The organism is Bradyrhizobium sp. cf659 (assembly GCF_900113725.1).
Classification (GTDB): domain Bacteria; phylum Pseudomonadota; class Alphaproteobacteria; order Rhizobiales; family Xanthobacteraceae; genus Bradyrhizobium.
The window spans coordinates 512,673-529,459 of record NZ_FOQJ01000003.1; the positions used below are offsets into that span (position 1 = coordinate 512,673).

The following is a 16,787-nucleotide window of genomic DNA, read 5'->3' on the forward strand; positions in this document are numbered from 1 at the left end:
GTCGATCCGCTCGACCAATCCTGCATTCGGTCAGTCCGAATGCACGGTGCGGGGATGCCGATCGTGCAGGAGCTTCGCGAGCGGGTCGCGATCCTCGGGGCGCCCTTGTACGGCGATCTCGAACAGCGATTCCTGAATGTCCCGGGGCATCTCACCCCAGACCGACAGCGCCGCGCGACCAAGCATCAAGGCAAAGCGTTCTTCGTTGACTTGCATCTCTGATCCTCCGCGCGGGAACAATGCGACATCGGACGCATCGTTCCCGACGGCGGCTGCGTACGCCTCGCCGGCTGGCTGTTGAGATTATGCACCTCTTGCCTCGGCCTCCGCGACGCCGCCAGGCAGGTTTCGACACACGCGCGCCCGCCCAAACTAAAACGCGGCGGGGTGGCCCGCCGCGTTCAAATCCAGTTCGACGGTAAATCGGAGGACGGAGAATTACTCCTCCCCGTCGTCCTGCTTCTTGCCGCCGAGGGTCTTCAGCTTGGCGAACACGGCGTCGACATTGAGGTCATCGCTCGATCGCTCGGCCGGCTCGAACTCGTCCTTCTTGGTGGTCTCCGAGGCCGGCAGCAGGGTCGCGCCGCCATAGGCTGCGTCGATCGGCTTTTCCTTGGCCGCGCGGGCCACCTCGAAATCGAGCTCGATCTGCGAGCAGAGGCCGAGGGTGACCGGATCGATCGGGGTCAGCGAGGAGGTGTTCCAGTGGGTGCGGTCGCGCACGCTCGCGATCGTGCTCTTGGTGGTGCCGACCAGGCGCATGATCTGGGCGTCCTTGAGCTCGGCGTGGTTGCGCAGCAGCCAGAGGATGGCGCTCGGGCGCTCGTGGCGGCGCGAGACCGGGGTGTAGCGCGGGCCCTTGCGCTTGGGCTGCGGCGGCAGCACCACCTTGCTCTCCTGGAGGCGGAGGCGGTAATCCGGGTTCTTTTCGCCCTTCTCGATCTCCTCGCGGGTGAGCTGGCCGTTGGAGAGGGGATCCATGCCCTTGATGCCCTGGGCGGCGTCGCCGTCGGCGATCGCGCGCACCTCGAGGGGATGCATCTTGGTGAAATCGGCGACCTGGTCGAAGGTCAGCGCGGTGTTGTCGAGCAGCCAGACGGCGGTCGCCTTGGGCATCAGAGGTGCGTTGCTCATGGCAAATCTCCTTTGTGCTTCGCCCACCCCTCTGGAGGCGAAGCCGGTGGTCATCAGCGATGACTGGGAATTCGCGCTATATAAGCCCGGAGGGGGGAGCCACGCAATGGTTCTGCTATAGATAGTGCCTTGACAGCGCCCGAAAGGGGGCCCAATTCCCTCTGAAGTCGCCGTAAGCCCGTACCTAAGCCCTATTCATCCATCGACCGCTTCCCGCCCCATTTGGCGAGGTGATTCGGTCCCGAGATCGCCCAATGTCAGCAAAACCAGACCTCAAGATCGTGCTTTGTTCTCCCCGCGGCTTCTGCGCCGGGGTGGTCCGGGCGATCGACACCGTGGAACGGGCGCTCGATAAATACGGTGCTCCCGTCTATGTTCGCCATGAGATTGTGCACAATAAATACGTCGTCGACGGGTTGAAGAAGAAGGGCGCCATCTTCGTCGAGGAGCTGGCCGAAATCCCGGAAAGCACCACCGCGCCGGTGGTGTTCTCGGCCCATGGCGTGCCGAAATCGGTTCCCGCCGACGCCCAGTCCCGCAATCTGTTCTCGCTGGACGCGACCTGCCCGCTGGTGACCAAGGTCCACCGCGAGGCCGCGATCCACTTCAAGCGCGGCCGCGAGATCTTCCTGATCGGCCATTCCCACCACCCCGAGGTGGTCGGCACGCTCGGCCAGCTCCCGGTTGGCGCCGTCACCCTGATCGAGACCGCCGAGGACGCCAAGACCATCACCCCGAAGGACCCCAACAACCTCGCCTTCGTGACCCAGACCACGCTGTCGATCGACGACACCGCGGAGATCGTCGCGCTGCTCAAGGAGCGTTTCCCGAACATCAACGGGCCGCATAAGGAAGACATCTGCTACGCCACCACCAACCGCCAGCTCGCGGTGAAGAAGGTGGCGCCGGTGGTGGACGCCCTGATCGTGGTCGGCGCGCCGAACTCGTCGAACTCGCAGCGCCTGCGCGAGGTCGCCGAGCGTGAGGGCTGCCCGATCGCGGTGCTGGCGCAGCGCGCCGCCGACCTCGACTGGAAGCGGTTCGAAAACATCACCAGCCTCGGCATCACCGCGGGCGCCTCGGCGCCGGAAGTGATCGTCGAGGAGATCATGGACGCGTTCGCCGAGCGCTTCACGCTGCACGTGGAGACGGTCTCGGCCGCGGAAGAGAACGAGTTCTTCCCGCTGCCGCGCCAGGTGCGCCCCGAAGCTGCCGCCGAGTAGACCTCTATGGCGGTCTACACCGACGTCGCCGCCGACGAGCTTGCGGATTTCCTGAGCCAATACGATCTAGGCGACTTGCTCTCCTACAAGGGCATCGCCGAGGGCGTCGAGAATTCCAACTTTCTGCTGCACACCACCAAGGGCTCGTTCATCCTCACGCTCTACGAGAAGCGCGTGGCGAAGAACGATCTGCCGTTCTTCCTCGCGCTGATGACGCATCTCGCCGAGCACGGCGTCAATTGTCCGCTGCCGGTGAAGGGACGAGACGGCGAGGCGCTGCGCGAGCTGTCGGGCCGTCCCGCCGCGATCATCACCTTTCTCGAAGGCGTCTGGCCGCGCAAGCCGAACGCGGCCCATTGCGCCGGCGTCGGCGAGGGGCTGGCCAGGATGCATCTGGCCGGCGCCAATTTCGCGATCAGGCGCGCGAACGCGCTCTCGGTCGCGGGCTGGCGACCGTTGTTCGATGCGGCCGCAAGCCGCGCCGACGAGGTGCAGCCGGACCTGCGGGCGTTTCTCGCAACCGAGCTCGAATATCTCGCCAGCGGGGTGTGGCCGACCAATCTGCCCGAGGGCGTGATCCACGCCGACCTCTTCAACGACAACGTCTTTTTCCTCGGCGACAAGCTCTCGGGGATCATCGACTTCACCTTCGCCTGCAACGACATGCTGGCCTATGACGTCGCGATCTGCCTCAACGCCTGGTGCTTCGAGCCGGATCACTCCTTCAACGTCACCAAGGCGCGCGCCTTCCTCAATGCCTATGGCCGCGTGCGCAAGCTCTCGGAGGCGGAAGAGGCCGCGCTGCCGCTGCTCGCGCGCGGCGCCGCGATCCGTTTCCTGCTGACGCGGCTGGTCGACTGGCTCAACGTGCCGCCCGGTGCGCTGGTGAGGCCGAAGGATCCGCTGGAATATGTCCGCAAGCTGCGCTTCCACCAGAGCGTTTCGAGCGTGCGCGACTACGGGCTGATGCCGTCAGGATTGGTCGCGTGAGCGAGCTTCCCGTTGTCACGATCTATACCGACGGCGCCTGCTCGGGAAATCCCGGGCCCGGCGGCTGGGGCGCGATCCTGAAGTTCGGCGACAAGGAGAAGGAGCTGAACGGCGGCGAGCGTCACACCACCAACAACCAGATGGAGCTGATGGCGGCGATCTCCGCGCTCGAAGCGCTGAAGAAGCCGTGCACCGTCGATCTCTACACCGACAGCCAGTATGTCCGGCAGGGTATCACCGGCTGGATCCACGGCTGGAAGCGCAACGGCTGGCGCACTGCCGACAAGAAGCCGGTCAAGAATGTCGAGCTATGGCAGCGTCTCGATGCCGCGCTGAAGGCGCATCAGGTCCGCTGGCACTGGGTCAAGGGCCACGCCGGCCACCCCGAAAACGAACGTGCGGATCAGCTGGCGCGGGACGGGATCGTGAAGGCGAGGTTGCAGCAGAGGGTGGCGGAGTAGCGAGGGCGCATCGCACCCACTCTCCGCCGTCATCCCGGCGAAGGCCGGGATCCATAACCACAGGATTGGGTTTGGCGAAGACTCGCGGTTGCCAGCTCGCGCGACAATTCCACCCTGTGGTTATGGGTCCCGGCCTTCGCCGGGACGACACCGAGAGTGTGGCAGAGCGCCGGGCTGCCTTACAGCTGCCCCAGCAGCGTATCGCCGCCTGAGACCTCGACCTTGCCGGGCATCGCTTCGAGGTTCAGCTTCTTGACCACGCCGTCCTCGATCAGCATCGAATAGCGCTTGGAGCGGATGCCGAGGCCGTTGGCGGAGGCGTCCAGCTCCATGCCGATTGCCTTGGTGAAGTCAGCGTTGCCGTCGGCGAGGAAGATGGCCTCGTCGCGCTGGTCGGTGTCGCGCTTCCAGGCGTTCATGACGAAGGCGTCGTTGACGGAGATGATGGCGATGGTGTCGACGCCCTTGTCCTTGATGGCGTAGGCGTTGAGGAAGATGCTCGGCAGGTGCATCTTGTGGCAGGTGCCGGTGTAGGCGCCGGGCACCGCGAACAGCGCCACCTTCTTGCCCTTGAAGATATCGTCGGTGGTCTTCACCTGCGGGCCTTCCGCCGTCATCACGCGGAATTTCGCCTCGGGCAGCTTGTCGCCAGTCTGGATCGCCATCGTCAGTCTCCCTGAAAATCGATCCCGCTTTTTAGACCGTGCGGCGGGCCTGCACAATATTGCCGGCAGGGAAAGCGGCGAAGGTTGCCGCCCTTCACCTTGATGTCATCAGCCGGAAAAGCCGCCATTGTCGAGGAAGGCCTGCTCTTCCTCGGTGGTCGGGCGTCCGAGGACCCGGTTGCGGTGGGGGAAGCGGCCGAACCGGCGGATGATGTCGGCGTGCTCCCGCGCGTATTTCAGGTTCTCGGCATTGTCGGCGTCCTGAAACAGCGCAATGCAGTGCAGCTGGTCGGGCAGGTGTTCGGAATGCATGAAGGGCATGTAAAGGAATTCGAGCAGGCCAGGATCGATCCTGCGATCCGCGCCCCGATCGATGGCACGGCGGGCAACATCGCGCGCCAGCGTATCGCTGGAGAACGTCCTGGGATCGCCGCGAAACATGTTGCGGGGGAACTGATCGAGCACGATGACGAGCGCGAGTGCGCCGTCGTCGCTTGCCTCCCATGACCCCAGTTCGCCGGCGGCCGCCTTCTGCCAGAGGGCGAGAAAGCGGCGCCTGACCTCCGCGTCGAAAGCGTCGCTGTGCTTGTACCAGCGCTCGCGGCCGGCCTCGCGCCAGAAGGCGAGAATGCCGGCCGGCTCGATGTCGCCGACGTCAGTCATGGTTCAAAGGCAGCCTTACGCTGCCTCTGCCTTCTTCTCGTCGCGGAGCTGCCGGCGCAGGATCTTGCCGACATTGGTCTTCGGCAGGTCGGTGCGGAATTCGATGTGCTTGGGCACCTTGTAGCCGGTGAGCTGCTCGTGACAGAACTTGATCACGGCCTCGGCGGTGAGGTTTTGGTCCTTCTTCACCACGAAGGCCTTCACCGCTTCGCCCGACTTGGAATCGGGAATGCCGATCACGGCGCATTCGAGCACGCCCGGATGGCTCGCGATCACTTCCTCGATCTCGTTCGGATAGACGTTGAAGCCGGAGACCAGGATCATGTCCTTCTTGCGGTCTACGATCTTGGTGTAGCCCTTCTCGTCCATCACGCCGATGTCGCCGGTGCGGAAATAGCCGTCCGCGGTCATCACCTTGGCGGTCTCTTCCGGCCTGTTCCAGTAACCCGACATCACCTGCGGGCCCTTGGCGCAGATCTCGCCCGCCTGGCCGAGCGGCACTTCGTTGCCGTCGTCGTCGCGGATGGAAATATAGGTCGAGGGCACGGGGATGCCGATCGAGCCGGAGAAATCGTTCGTGGTCGCCGGATTGCAGGTCAGCGTCGGCGAGGTCTCCGACAGGCCATAGCCTTCGGCGATGAAGCAGCCGGTCACCGCCTTCCACTGCTCGGCCACGGGCCGCTGCACGGCCATGCCGCCGCCGTTGGAGATCTTCAGCTTGGAGAAGTCGAGCTTCTTGAAGTCGGGATGGTGCATCAGGCCGTTGTAGAGGGTGTTGACGGCCGGGAAGCTGTTGACCTGGTACTTCGCCAGCTCCTTGACGAAACCGGCGATGTCGCGCGGATTGGGGATCAGGAGATTGCAGCCGCCGGCGCGTACCGCGAGCAGGTAGCAGGCCGTCAGCGCGAAGATGTGATAGAGCGGCAGCGCGCAGACGATCATGAGCTGATCGACATGCGGGGGCGCCGCAAGCGCCGGCTGGAGCCAGGCATCGTTCTGCAAGACGTTGGCGACGATGTTGCGGTGGAGCAGCGTCGCACCCTTGGAGACGCCGGTGGTGCCGCCGGTATATTGCAGGAAGGCGACGTCGCCCGGCGATAGCTTTGGCTTGTTGAACGTCATGCCGCGGCCGGCCGACAGGGCGTCGTTGAAGGACACCGAGCCCGGCAGCGACCAGGCCGGTACCATTTTCTTGACGCGGCGGACGACGAGGTTGACGATCACGCCCTTGAAGCCGAGCAGGTCGCCCATGCTGGCGACGATGACGTGCTTCACCGACGTCTTCGCGATCACCTGCTCGACGGTGTGGGCAAAATTCTCCAGCACGATGACGGCTTCGGCGCCGGAATCCTTGAGCTGATGCTCGAGCTCGCGCGGCGTGTAGAGCGGATTGACGTTGACGACCGCAAAGCCGGCCCGCAGCACCGCGGCGGTGGCGACCGGATATTGCAGCACGTTCGGCATCATGATGGCGACCCGCGCGCCACGCTGGAGCCCGCGGCCTTGCAGATAGGCGGCCAGCGCAACCGACATCTGGTCGAGGTCGCGGTAGCTGATCGACTTGTCCATGCAGATGAACGCCTTGCGGTCGGCGAACTTGGCGAAGCTCTCCTCCAGAAGGTCGACCAGCGATGCGTATTGTGTCGGCTCGATATCGGCGGGCACGCCGGGCGGATATTGCTTAAGCCAGATGCGCTCCATGGAAACTCCCCTCTCTTGCACCAGAGCCCGTTGTGTCTCGGGCTTGCCTCATTGCCGCCAGTATCGAGCCTGCCGGAACGGGTGGCAAGCCGTCGAGGCTTAGGGCAAAGGTCGGAAAGTGGCTACTGGAATCGTCGCAAGCCGCTCTGCCGCAGGTGCGAAGTGCGGCTGCGGTTCAATTCCGAGGGGCGTTAACTGTTGTTGGCCGGCTTGGCCGGAGGCTTGGTCGCCGCCTTGGGCTTGGCGGGCTTCGCCGCCTGATCGCCACTTGCTGCGGGTTTCGCCGCCGCGTCGGGCTTCGCCGCGGCATGCTTGGTGCCGGCGGGTTTGGCCGCGGTCTTGGTGTCAGCCTTTGCGTCACCCTTCGCATCACCCTTGGCGCCTGGCTTCGCTGCCGCCGTCTTGGTGTCCTTCGGCTTATCGGCCGGCTTGTCGGCTGCGTCGGGTTTCTTGGCGACACGCGACTTCTTGCCACGCGCCTTCGGCGTGGCCTGCTGGTCGGCATCGGCTGCGACCGCAGCGATCAGGGCGGTCCCGGTGCGGGTCGGGCCGGTATAGACCAGCACGGGCTCGGCCGCTGCCGGCGCCGAGGCCATCAGCTCGGAGGCCTTCATCAGGGGCGGCTGGAGCCCGGCGGTGAAGAAGGTCACCTGGGCTTCGCCGCCGGTGGCCGATCCGGTCGTGCCGCCGTTGGCCGCGATCAGCGCATCGTCGTCGTCGCTCGCCGGCCGCTTGCGATGGCCGCCGCACATGTCGTCGCGCAGGTTCGGCGGCGAGGCGTCGACCGGCACGAGGTTTTCGACGGTGCCGAGCGAGGGACGCAGCCACGACAGATTGTCCTGGCTGAAGCCGCGCTCCAGCAGCTGCGCCGCTTTCACCGCGCGCGCCGTTCCGGAATTGGCGCCGAGCACAACGGCGATCAGCCGGCGGCCGTTGCGCGTGGCCGAGGCGACGAGGTTGTAGCCCGAAGCGCAGATGAAGCCGGTCTTGAAACCGTCGGCGCCGGGATAGCGGCCGATCAGCTTGTTGAAATTCCCCGTGATGCGCTTGCCGAAGCGGATCGCCGGGATATGCACGAAGTATTCGTATTCCGGCAGGTCGCGCAGGAACGAGCGCGCGAGAATGCCGAGATCCCGCGCGGACGTGATCTGGCCGTCGGCGGGCAGGCCGTTCGGATTGACGTAGCTCGTCTGCGTCATGCCGAGCTTCCTGGCGGTATCGTTCATCATCGCGGAGAAGCCGTCGATCGAACCGCCGACGCCTTCGGCGAGCACCACGGCCATGTCGTTCGCCGACTTGACCATCATCATCTTCAGCGCGTTGTCGACGGTGAGCTGTGTTCCCGGACGGAACCCCATTTTCGAGGGCGACTGCGACGCCGCCGTCGGCGATACCGTGAGCAGCGTGTCGAGCGTGAGCCTGCCGTCCTTCACCGCCTTCAACGTGACATAGGCGGTCATGATCTTGGTGACGGAGGCCGGATACCAGGGAATGGTCGCGTTATCCGCCTGCAACACCTTGCCGCTGTCGGCTTCGATCAGCAGCAGCGCTTCGGCGCTTGCCGCGCGTGGCGCGAGCAGCGCGGCACATGCGAGGGCCGCGGCGAACAGGTTGAACAGGGATTTGCGAAGCAGCGGGCGAAAGGCGTGCACTATCCGATTCCGGTCCTTGGAGATCCGCCGGTTCCGGACGGTTCTCGTGATCTGAGTTTCGGGTTTTGAATTCCGGCGCCGCCGCTTGCGGCGTCGCAAACCTATACCGGCTCTTGCGTCGAGAATAGGGGTTTCGGCGCGGTATTCCGCAATGAAATAGGCCGAATTTCGGCGGTCCTACCGGGACTTGCTATGGGGATTTGGCCGCAGTCGCAATAGTCTCGGCCGCCGTCACGCCGGCCCGTGTATTCGTTTGTGATTGTTCCTGCACCATGAACTGGGCCCTGGCGAGCTCGGCAAAATGGCCGCCTTTGGCCACGAGTTCATCGAAAGTTCCGCTTTCGATCACGCGCCCGTTCTCGAACACCAGGATCCGCGTGGCGTTGCGGATGGTGGAGAGGCGGTGGGCGATCACGAAGGTGGTGCGGCCCCTCATCACTTCGTCGAGAGCGGCGTTCACCTTGGCCTCGGTGAGGGCGTCGAGCGCACTGGTCGCCTCGTCCAGGATCAGGATCGGCGGGTCCTTCAGCAGCGCACGCGCGATCGACAGCCGCTGCCGCTCGCCGCCGGAGAGCATGCGGCCGCGCTCGCCGGCATTGGTCTCGAACCCGCCGCTGCGCTCGATGAATTCGAGCGCCTGCGCGCGCTCGGCCGCCTTGCGCATCTCGGCTTCGGTCGCGTCCGGCTTGCCGACGCGCAAATTCTCCGCGATCGAGCGGTTGAACAAGAGCGCTTCCTGGAACACGACGCCGATGTTCCGCCGCAGCGAGGTCAGCGTGACGCCGCGCACGTCCATGCCGTCGATCCTGATGAAGCCGGATTGCGGATCGAAGGCGCGATGCAAGAGCGCAATCGCGGTGGACTTGCCGGCGCCGGTCGGGCCGACCAGCGCGATGGTCTGGCCGGGCAGCGCGGTGAAGGAGAGATCCTCGACCGCGGGCCGCTTGCCGTCATAGGAGAAGGTGACGTCGTTGAACTCGACGAGGCCGGACAGGCGTCCGGCATCGATCGCGTCGGGACGGTCGTGGACCGCCGGCACGGCATCGAGCACGCCAAAGAACTCGCGCAGGCGCGGCGCTTCCATGAACACGTTGTTGATGAAGCTCACGACCTGCTCGAGCTTCTGGATCAAGAGCGTGGCAAAGCTCACGAACATCACGATCTCGCCCACCGAGGTCAGCCCCTGGTCGTGCAGGGCGATGCCGAGCGAGAAGATCGCGAGCACCGTGATGGTGGTGGAGGCGCGCGTGATGACGGTGACGAGCGCCCACCAGGACAGCACCGGCATCTGTGCGGCCAGCAGGTCGTCGGCGACGGAGCGCAGTCCCTTCACCTCGGATTCGACGCGGACGAAACTCTGCACCAGTGCGACGTTGCCGAGCGCATCGGAAGCGCGCGCCGAGAGCTCGCTGTAGTGCTCCTCGACCTCCATCTGCATGCCGAAGGTCTTGCGCACGACGAATGTCGTCAGCGCCGTGAAGACGACGCAGAGCACGAACAAGAGAATCGCGAGCCGCCAGTTCAGATAGAGCGACAGCGGCAGCAGCACCACGACCGAGAGGATGGCGGCAAAGTGCTCGCGGAAGAAGCCGAGCCACAGCCGCCACAGCGCATCGGTGCCGTTGAGCATCACCTTCATCAGCCGGCCCGAATGGGTGCCGGAGTGGAAGGTCAGAGGCAGTTGCAGGATGTGCTCGAAATAATCGGTCAGCACCGCCTGGCGCTGGCGGTGGGACAGCCGGTCGGCTTGCAGCGCAACGAGCGCGCTGCATGCGATGGTGAACAGCCCGAACGCGACCCAGGCAAGCAGGAACGGCCATGCCGAGTTCGAACCGGCGACCGGCTTGCCGGAGAGCACGTCGACGATGCGGCCGAACAGTACGGGCTCGGCGAATTGCGAGGCGGCGAGCAGGAGATTGGCAAACGCCAGCAGCCAGCCCAGCCGCGCCTCCTTGCCGAGCAGCGCGAGAACGCGGGTGTAAAGGCTGAAAATGGACATGCGGACCAGCAACTCGGGCGGATAACGGGGCCCGTATTCTAAGCAGGGATCGCCCGCGAGATACAGCGGAAGCTACCGGTTTTGCTCAATTGATCAGCCGCCCTGCGACCGGCGGCAGGAACCGGTCGTCGAAGATGTCGCTCGCGGCCGGCCGCTTGCGGAATTTGAAGTCCTGGGCGATCTGGTCGATCGATCGGTCCAGCCGCGCCGGGTCGATGCCGCCGAGGCCGTTGCGCCTGACCTCGTCGGTCAGGATGTTGTCGACGAGCACGGTGCGCAGGCGCTCCAGTTCGAGGTCGTGGTCGCCGTCGTCGATACGGCTTGTGGCCTCGGCCGCCGCACGGGCGGGCTCTTTGACTGTCGCGTTGATACCGGCGATCAAGGCGCGAACAAATCCCTTCAGCGCGTCCGGCTTCGCCGCGGCGAAAGTGGGGTTGGCCACCACGGCAAAGCCATAGGCTTCGCAGCCATAGTCGGCGTAACGCAGCACGACGAGATCGTCGCCGGGCACGCCGCGGTCGCGCAGGTTCACCGCCGAGAGATAGCTGAAGCCGGCGACGGCATCGACTTGCCCCGCGGACAGGATCGGCTCGCGCACCGCGGCACTTATCTTGTGGAATTTCACGCGCGACGTGCTGATGCCGTTCTGCTGCGCCAGCGCCGGCCACAGCCGCATCGACAGATCGCTGTCGGCGACGCCGACGGTCTTGCCGTCGAGATCGGGCAACAGGTGGATGCCGCGGCTCCTGCGCGCGACGATCGCGTAGGGCGCACGGTTGAACAGCACGAACACCGCCTTGAGCGGCGCCGCATCGTCCTTGTCGCGAAATCGGATCAGCTCGTTGATGTCGACCAGCGCGAGTTCGCTGTCGCCCTTGGCGACGCGCGCGAGCGTCTCCGGCGATCCGGGCGCGGTGTTGAAGGAGACGTTGAGATGCTCGGCGCCGAATTTGCCGTCCTTCGCGGCGAGGAAGAACGGCGCCATGCTCGCATCGATCGGGCGGTCGAAGGTGAAGTGGATCGCGACGGAGGGCGCGGCGGTCTCGGCCGCCGTGACGTCGCGTGCGGTCAGTGTCGCAAACGAGATCGAGAGAGCCAGCAGGCAACGAAAAGTGGTCGTCTTGAATCCAGACATCAGCTGCGCCGGTCCCGCATTGTTGTGGTTTCGTGACGCTCGCAGCGCCGGCCCGCGCTGAGCGTGCGCGCGCCAACATGAACGGTGGATGAGCAGGGGTTGCGTCATGATTACGCAACCCCGTTCAGCTTGTGTTGGGGTTGGGGAACCCAACATGGGACGTGGGTGTTTGAAAGACATGAGCCTGTCTGCAGGCGCCATTCGAGGTCCCAAGGAGGGTCCAGGAGATGTTCGACAGCTTTTCGAAATTCGCCGGCCGCAAGGCCGTTCTTGCCACCGCCGCCGTGGTGGCTCTGACGGCCGTTGCACCCACCGCCTCCTACGCGGGCGGTCGTCACTGGCATCATGGTGGCGGTGGCGCCGCTGCTGCTGCCGCGATGTTCGGTCTGGCCGCGACCGGCCTTGCGATCGCAGCCAGCCGCGATGCCTACGCCTATGATCCGGGCCCGGGTTACTATTACGAAAGCGGCCCGGTCTACTACAGCGGCCCCGGCTATGGTCCCTATTATTACGGCTCGGGCTACCAGGAGCGCTATGGCGGCTACACCAAGGTCTGCGCCCACGGCTATTCCGGCTACGGCTGCTATTAACCGATCGGTAATACGTCATCGACGAACAGGCCGTCGCACTTGCCGCGCCGGCCTGTTTTTTGCTTTTATTGCCGGGCGTTAACGCGCTCGACATTGGTTTAGAGTAGTTTTGAGTACCATGAGTGATTCGCTTGAGCGGCTATATCTGGCTGTGCTCGCGGCCAGGGACCTTGATCCGGCAATATCGCGCACCGCCCGGCTGTTTCAGCGTGGCCCCTCCAAGATGGCGAAGAAGCTGGCCGAAGAGGCCATTGAAGTCGTCATCGATGCCGTCAACGGCGACACCGATGCCGTGATCCGGGAAAGCGCCGACCTGCTCTACAATCTCACCGTGCTCTGGGCTTCGGCCGGCGTGCGCCCCGAGGACGTCTGGCGCGAGATGACGCGGCGGGAAGACATGCTCGGCATCGCCGAGAAGCTGCCGAAGTCGACGATGAAGCTGCCCAAAGTTGCGTCACCGCGCGTCGCCGCGCGGCGGCCAATTGTCGCGCTCGAAGGCCGTTCCGCACGCAAGCGCCACTAGAACCGTCACAATTCGCCTCAATCTCGGCATGGACAAATCCGTCCCATGGTGCTTCATCGCGGCGCCATGCTGAAACGTATCTACGACTGGTGCATTGACGCCGCCCACAAGCCCTATGCGCTCTGGATCATGGGGGCCGTGGCTTTTGCCGAAAGTTCCTTCTTTCCGGTCCCGCCGGATGTGATGCTGATCCCGATGTCACTGGCGCGCCCGCAGCGCGCCTGGGTCTACGCGGCGGTCTGCACCGCGACCTCGGTGCTCGGCGGCCTTCTCGGCTACGCCATCGGGGCACTGCTGTTCGACTCGGTTGGTCACTGGCTGATCCAGGTCTATGGCCTCGGCGACAAGGTCGAGGCCTTCCGCGCCTCCTATGCGGAGTGGGGGGCGGTGATCATCCTGCTCAAGGGGCTGACGCCGATCCCCTACAAGCTCGTCACCATCACCTCGGGCTTTGCCGGCTATAATCTCCTCCTGTTCATCCTGTGCTCGATCGTCGCCCGCGGCGGCCGCTTCTTCATCGTCGCCATCCTGCTCAACCGCTATGGCGACTGGATCCGGGTCCGGATCGAGAAGCATCTCGGTCTGTGGGTGGCGATCGGTGCCGCGGTGCTGGTGCTGGGCTTCGTGGTGGCGGTCAAGCTGATCTAGAGCCGCAGTACTTTGCCGCTCCACCGGCTTCGGCTACGGTTGCCGTCATGATGCTTCGATCCGGCAATCCGGCCGTGCGGCTCGGGACGCTGACTTCATCAGTGCTGCTGCTCCTGCTGGGTGCCGGCGGGACTGGATGGCCGCAATCCGCGCCGCCGTCGCTCGGCCTCCAGGAGCAGGGACCGCAGGCTGCGCCGCCGCCGTCAACGCCTGCCCCGCCGGCGCGCGAGGAAAATCCCGGGCTGATCAACGAAATGGGCAAGCTGTTCGACAAGCTGCCCTCGATCCTGCCGCCGATCAAAAGCCCGAGCGAGACCATGGATGACCTGTCGCGGCTGGCCAAACCCTCGACCATGGTCTCGGGGCGTGTGGCCTGTCCGGTCTCGTCGAACGGCGCGCCGGACTGCAAGCAGGCCGCCGACCAGCTCTGCCAGGGCAGGGGCTACAGGGAAGGCAAGAGCCTCAACGCCGACTCCGCCGAGAAATGCTCGGCCAAGGTTCTCATCCCGGGCAGGCAACGCAAACCGGACGACTGCCGCACCGATACTTTCGTGACCAGCGCGCTATGCCAGAACTGACGTGACGACGCCGCGCGCGAGCAACAAGGAGCGCCCATGAGCCGTACGGAGCAGGATTTCCTCGGACAGCGTGAGATCGCCGACGATATCTACTACGGCGTCCAGACCATCCGCGGGAAGGAGAACTTCCACATCACCGGCATTCCGATGAACCAGGAGCCTTATTTCGTGAAGGCGCTGGGTTACGTGAAGAAGGCCGCGGCGATGGCCAATCGCGATCTCGGCGCGATCGACGCCAAGGTGGCCGATGCGATCATTACCGGCTGCGATCGCGTGATCGCCGGCGACATGATGGATCAGTTCGTCACCGACTTCATCCAGGGCGGCGCCGGCACCTCGACCAACATGAACGCCAACGAGGTGATCGCCAATCTCGCGCTGGAATCCCTGGGCTTCAAGAAGGGCGACTACCAGCACGTCAGCCCGAACGATCATGTGAACTACGGCCAGTCGACCAACGACACCTATCCGACCGCCTTTCGGCTGGCGCTGATCCTGCGGCTCGAGAGCTACATGACGGCGCTGCGCCAGCTCCAGGAGGCGTTCTTCGCCAAGGGACGGGAGTTCGATCGCGTGCTGAAGATGGGCCGTACGCATCTTCAGGACGCCGTGCCGATGTCGCTCGGCGCCGAATTCCGCGGCTGGGGCACCACCATGGGCGAGGAGGTCGAACGTATCTCCGAGGCACGGGCGCTGCTGCGCGAGATCAATCTCGGCGCAACCGCGATCGGCACCTCCGTCACCGCGGCGCACGGTTATCCCAAGCTCGCGGTTCGGCATCTGAGCGCGCTGACCGGCGTCGACTTCATTCTCGCCGGCGACCTAGTCGAGGCGACCTCGGACACCGGTGCCTATGTGCAGCTCTCCGGCGTGCTCAAGCGCACCGCGAGCAAGCTCACCAAGATCTGCAACGACATCCGCTTGCTGGCTTCGGGCCCGCGCGCCGGCTTCAACGAGATCAACCTGCCGCAGCTCCAGCCGGGCTCCTCGATCATGCCGGGCAAGGTCAATCCCGTGATCCCCGAGGTCGTCAACCAGACCAGCTTCCTCGTCATCGGGCTCGACACCACGGTGACGCTCGCCGCTTCCGCCGGCCAGCTCCAGCTCAACGTGATGGAGCCGGTGATCTCGTTCGCGCTGTTCTTCTCGATCCGCACCATGGAGCGCGCGGTCAACAGCCTGCGCGAGAACTGCATCGTCGGCATCACCGCCAACGAGGAGCACACCCGCAACATGGTGCTGAACTCGCTCGGCATTGTCACCGTGCTGAAACCGCTGCTCGGCTACAAGCAATGCGCCGAGATCGCGCGCGAGGGCTACAAGAGCGGCAAGTCGCTGCACCAGATCGTGGTGATCGAGCGCAAGCTGCTGACGCAGGAGAAGTGGGACGAGATGTTCTCGTTCGAGCGGCTGATCAATCCGGATTTGATGGGGTGATTTCACGTCGTCATTCCGGGGCGCGCGAAGCGCGAACCCGGAATCCATTTCGCCACGCGTGCTGAGGTCCGATGGATTCCGGGCTCGCGCCTATCGGCGCGCCCCGGAATGACGGAAGAGGAAGGAATTCCGCGGTTTGGAATTGCGGTAACGGCATCCGCCACGGCGCCAAAACGCAATACTTGACAGTGGAAAGATTGCCTTGTTGGTATGGCTCCCAACTTCGATTTGACCGCCAATAGAGGATCGTTTCGCGATGTCCATGCCTGCCTTGTTCAAAGGGCGCCTGTCGATCCCCGTGATCGGCTCGCCGCTCTTCATCATCTCGGTGCCCGATCTCGTGATCGCGCAGTGCAAGGCGGGTGTGGTCGGCTCGTTTCCGGCGCTGAACGCGCGCCCGCCCGAGCTGCTCGACGAATGGCTGGCGCGGATCACCGAAGAGCTCGCGGCCTATGACCGCGCGCATCCCGACAGGCCGTCGGCGCCGTTCGCGGTCAACCAGATCGTGCACAAGTCGAACAACCGGCTCGATCACGACATGCAGCTCTGCGCCAAGTACAAGGTGCCGGTGATCATCTCCTCGCTCGGCGCGCGCGAGGAGCTGAACCAGGCCGTGCACGGTTGGGGCGGCATCATCTTCCACGACGTGATTAACCAGAAATTCGCGCACAAGGCGATCGAGAAGGGCGCCGACGGCCTGATCCTGGTCGCGGCCGGCGCCGGCGGCCACGCCGGCACCATCTCGCCGCTCGCCTTCGTCGCCGAAACGCGCAAGTGGTTCGACGGCCCGATCGCGCTGTCGGGCGCGATCGGCAACGGCAAGGCGATCCGCGCCGCGCGCATCCTCGGCGCCGATTTCGCCTATATCGGTTCAGCCTTCATCGCGACCAAGGAAGCCAATGCGGTCGACAAGTACAAGGAGATGATCGCGGGCGCGACAGCCGACGACATCGTCTATTCCAACCTCTTCACCGGCGTGCACGGCAATTACCTGAAGCCCTCGATCCTCGCCGCCGGCATGGATCCGGAGAACCTGCCGACGTCCGATCCGTCCAAGATGAATTTCGGCACCGACGCCTCCGGCGAGCGCGCCAAACCGAAAGCGTGGAAGGAGATCTGGGGCTCGGGCCAGGGCATCGGCAGCATCGACGGCATCGTCCCCGCCGCCGACCTGATCGCGCGCTTCAAGAAGGAATACGACGAGGCGATCGATCCGCCGTTGTGATCGGCGGCGATTGCAGCACGCGTATCTTTCCTCCGTCGTCCTGGACAAGCGCAGCTCCGACAACGCGTAGCGTTGTCTGGAGCGGAGCGCAGATCCAGGACCCATAACCACAGGGAGTAGTTTGGCGAAGACTTGGAGTTGAGAGTTACGCGCTACAACTTCT

Annotated in this window: 17 protein-coding genes; 9 read left to right on the forward strand and 8 right to left on the reverse strand. The window is 64.7% G+C overall.

Going from position 1 to position 16,787, the window contains the following annotated elements:
- Positions 1 to 30: 30 nt before the first annotated feature.
- Both BM118_RS16440 and BM118_RS16445 read right to left on the reverse strand, forming a co-directional pair.
- Entirely contained in the window at positions 31 to 216 is a 186-nt protein-coding gene (locus BM118_RS16440; protein ID WP_092186585.1) for a hypothetical protein, read from the reverse strand.
- A gap of 222 nt (positions 217 to 438) precedes the next feature.
- Positions 439 to 1,134 (reverse strand): DUF1013 domain-containing protein, encoded by a 696-nt coding sequence (locus tag BM118_RS16445; protein WP_027546982.1) that lies wholly within the window; start codon positions 1,132 to 1,134, stop codon positions 439 to 441.
- A gap of 254 nt (positions 1,135 to 1,388) precedes the next feature.
- Here BM118_RS16445 and ispH point away from each other — a divergent pair, with 254 nt between their 5' ends.
- The 3 genes from ispH to rnhA are packed head-to-tail and all read left to right on the forward strand — an operon-like array spanning position 1,389 to position 3,808.
- Positions 1,389 to 2,357: a 4-hydroxy-3-methylbut-2-enyl diphosphate reductase gene (gene ispH, locus BM118_RS16450; protein WP_011084132.1), complete on the forward strand. Its 969-nt coding sequence runs from the start codon at positions 1,389 to 1,391 to the stop codon at positions 2,355 to 2,357.
- A gap of 6 nt (positions 2,358 to 2,363) precedes the next feature.
- On the forward strand, positions 2,364 to 3,347 hold the full coding sequence (locus tag BM118_RS16455) for a homoserine kinase (RefSeq protein WP_092186586.1): 984 nt from the start codon (positions 2,364 to 2,366) through the stop codon (positions 3,345 to 3,347).
- The gene (gene rnhA, locus BM118_RS16460; protein ID WP_011084134.1) at positions 3,344 to 3,808 is read left to right on the forward strand and encodes a ribonuclease HI; all 465 of its coding nucleotides are present in this window, start codon (positions 3,344 to 3,346) and stop codon (positions 3,806 to 3,808) included. Before BM118_RS16455 ends, rnhA begins: the two co-directional genes overlap by 4 nt.
- Positions 3,809 to 3,987: 179 nt before the next feature.
- Here the strand turns inward: rnhA and BM118_RS16465 are convergent, their stop codons facing one another.
- From BM118_RS16465 to BM118_RS16490, 6 genes are all read right to left on the reverse strand, one after another.
- On the reverse strand, positions 3,988 to 4,473 hold the full coding sequence (locus tag BM118_RS16465; RefSeq protein WP_092186587.1) for a peroxiredoxin: 486 nt from the start codon (positions 4,471 to 4,473) through the stop codon (positions 3,988 to 3,990).
- Positions 4,474 to 4,581: 108 nt separating this feature from the next.
- Complete coding sequence (locus BM118_RS16470; protein ID WP_092186588.1) at positions 4,582 to 5,136, reverse strand: DUF924 family protein; 555 nt, start codon at positions 5,134 to 5,136, stop codon at positions 4,582 to 4,584.
- A gap of 15 nt (positions 5,137 to 5,151) precedes the next feature.
- On the reverse strand, positions 5,152 to 6,837 hold the full coding sequence (locus tag BM118_RS16475) for a long-chain fatty acid--CoA ligase (RefSeq protein WP_092186589.1): 1,686 nt from the start codon (positions 6,835 to 6,837) through the stop codon (positions 5,152 to 5,154).
- Positions 6,838 to 7,028: 191 nt separating this feature from the next.
- Complete coding sequence (locus tag BM118_RS16480) at positions 7,029 to 8,489, reverse strand: D-alanyl-D-alanine carboxypeptidase family protein (RefSeq protein WP_092186590.1); 1,461 nt, start codon at positions 8,487 to 8,489, stop codon at positions 7,029 to 7,031.
- A 190-nt stretch (positions 8,490 to 8,679) separates the two neighbouring features.
- Complete coding sequence (locus BM118_RS16485) at positions 8,680 to 10,488, reverse strand: glucan ABC transporter ATP-binding protein/ permease (protein ID WP_092187028.1); 1,809 nt, start codon at positions 10,486 to 10,488, stop codon at positions 8,680 to 8,682.
- Positions 10,489 to 10,573: 85 nt separating this feature from the next.
- Positions 10,574 to 11,623: an ABC transporter substrate-binding protein gene (locus BM118_RS16490; protein ID WP_177234369.1), complete on the reverse strand. Its 1,050-nt coding sequence runs from the start codon at positions 11,621 to 11,623 to the stop codon at positions 10,574 to 10,576.
- 227 nt (positions 11,624 to 11,850) lie between these two features.
- Here BM118_RS16490 and BM118_RS16495 point away from each other — a divergent pair, with 227 nt between their 5' ends.
- The 6 genes from BM118_RS16495 to BM118_RS16520 all read left to right on the forward strand — a co-directional run bounded on the left by BM118_RS16495 (position 11,851) and on the right by BM118_RS16520 (position 16,624).
- Positions 11,851 to 12,213 carry a hypothetical protein gene (locus BM118_RS16495; RefSeq protein ID WP_092186592.1) on the forward strand — a complete coding sequence of 121 codons (363 nt, stop codon included), beginning with the start codon at positions 11,851 to 11,853 and terminating at the stop codon, positions 12,211 to 12,213.
- 118 nt (positions 12,214 to 12,331) lie between these two features.
- Positions 12,332 to 12,736, forward strand: coding sequence for a phosphoribosyl-ATP diphosphatase (gene hisE / locus BM118_RS16500; protein WP_092186593.1), 405 nt, complete (start codon positions 12,332 to 12,334; stop codon positions 12,734 to 12,736).
- Positions 12,737 to 12,781: 45 nt separating this feature from the next.
- Entirely contained in the window at positions 12,782 to 13,384 is a 603-nt protein-coding gene (locus BM118_RS16505; protein ID WP_177234370.1) for a YqaA family protein, read from the forward strand.
- A gap of 47 nt (positions 13,385 to 13,431) precedes the next feature.
- Positions 13,432 to 13,962, forward strand: a complete 531-nt coding sequence (locus tag BM118_RS16510; protein WP_092186594.1) for a hypothetical protein — start codon at positions 13,432 to 13,434, stop codon at positions 13,960 to 13,962.
- A 36-nt stretch (positions 13,963 to 13,998) separates the two neighbouring features.
- Positions 13,999 to 15,399, forward strand: a complete 1,401-nt coding sequence (locus BM118_RS16515; RefSeq protein ID WP_092186595.1) for an aspartate ammonia-lyase — start codon at positions 13,999 to 14,001, stop codon at positions 15,397 to 15,399.
- 256 nt (positions 15,400 to 15,655) lie between these two features.
- Positions 15,656 to 16,624, forward strand: a complete 969-nt coding sequence (locus tag BM118_RS16520; protein WP_092186596.1) for an NAD(P)H-dependent flavin oxidoreductase — start codon at positions 15,656 to 15,658, stop codon at positions 16,622 to 16,624.
- Positions 16,625 to 16,787: the final 163 nt, after the last annotated feature.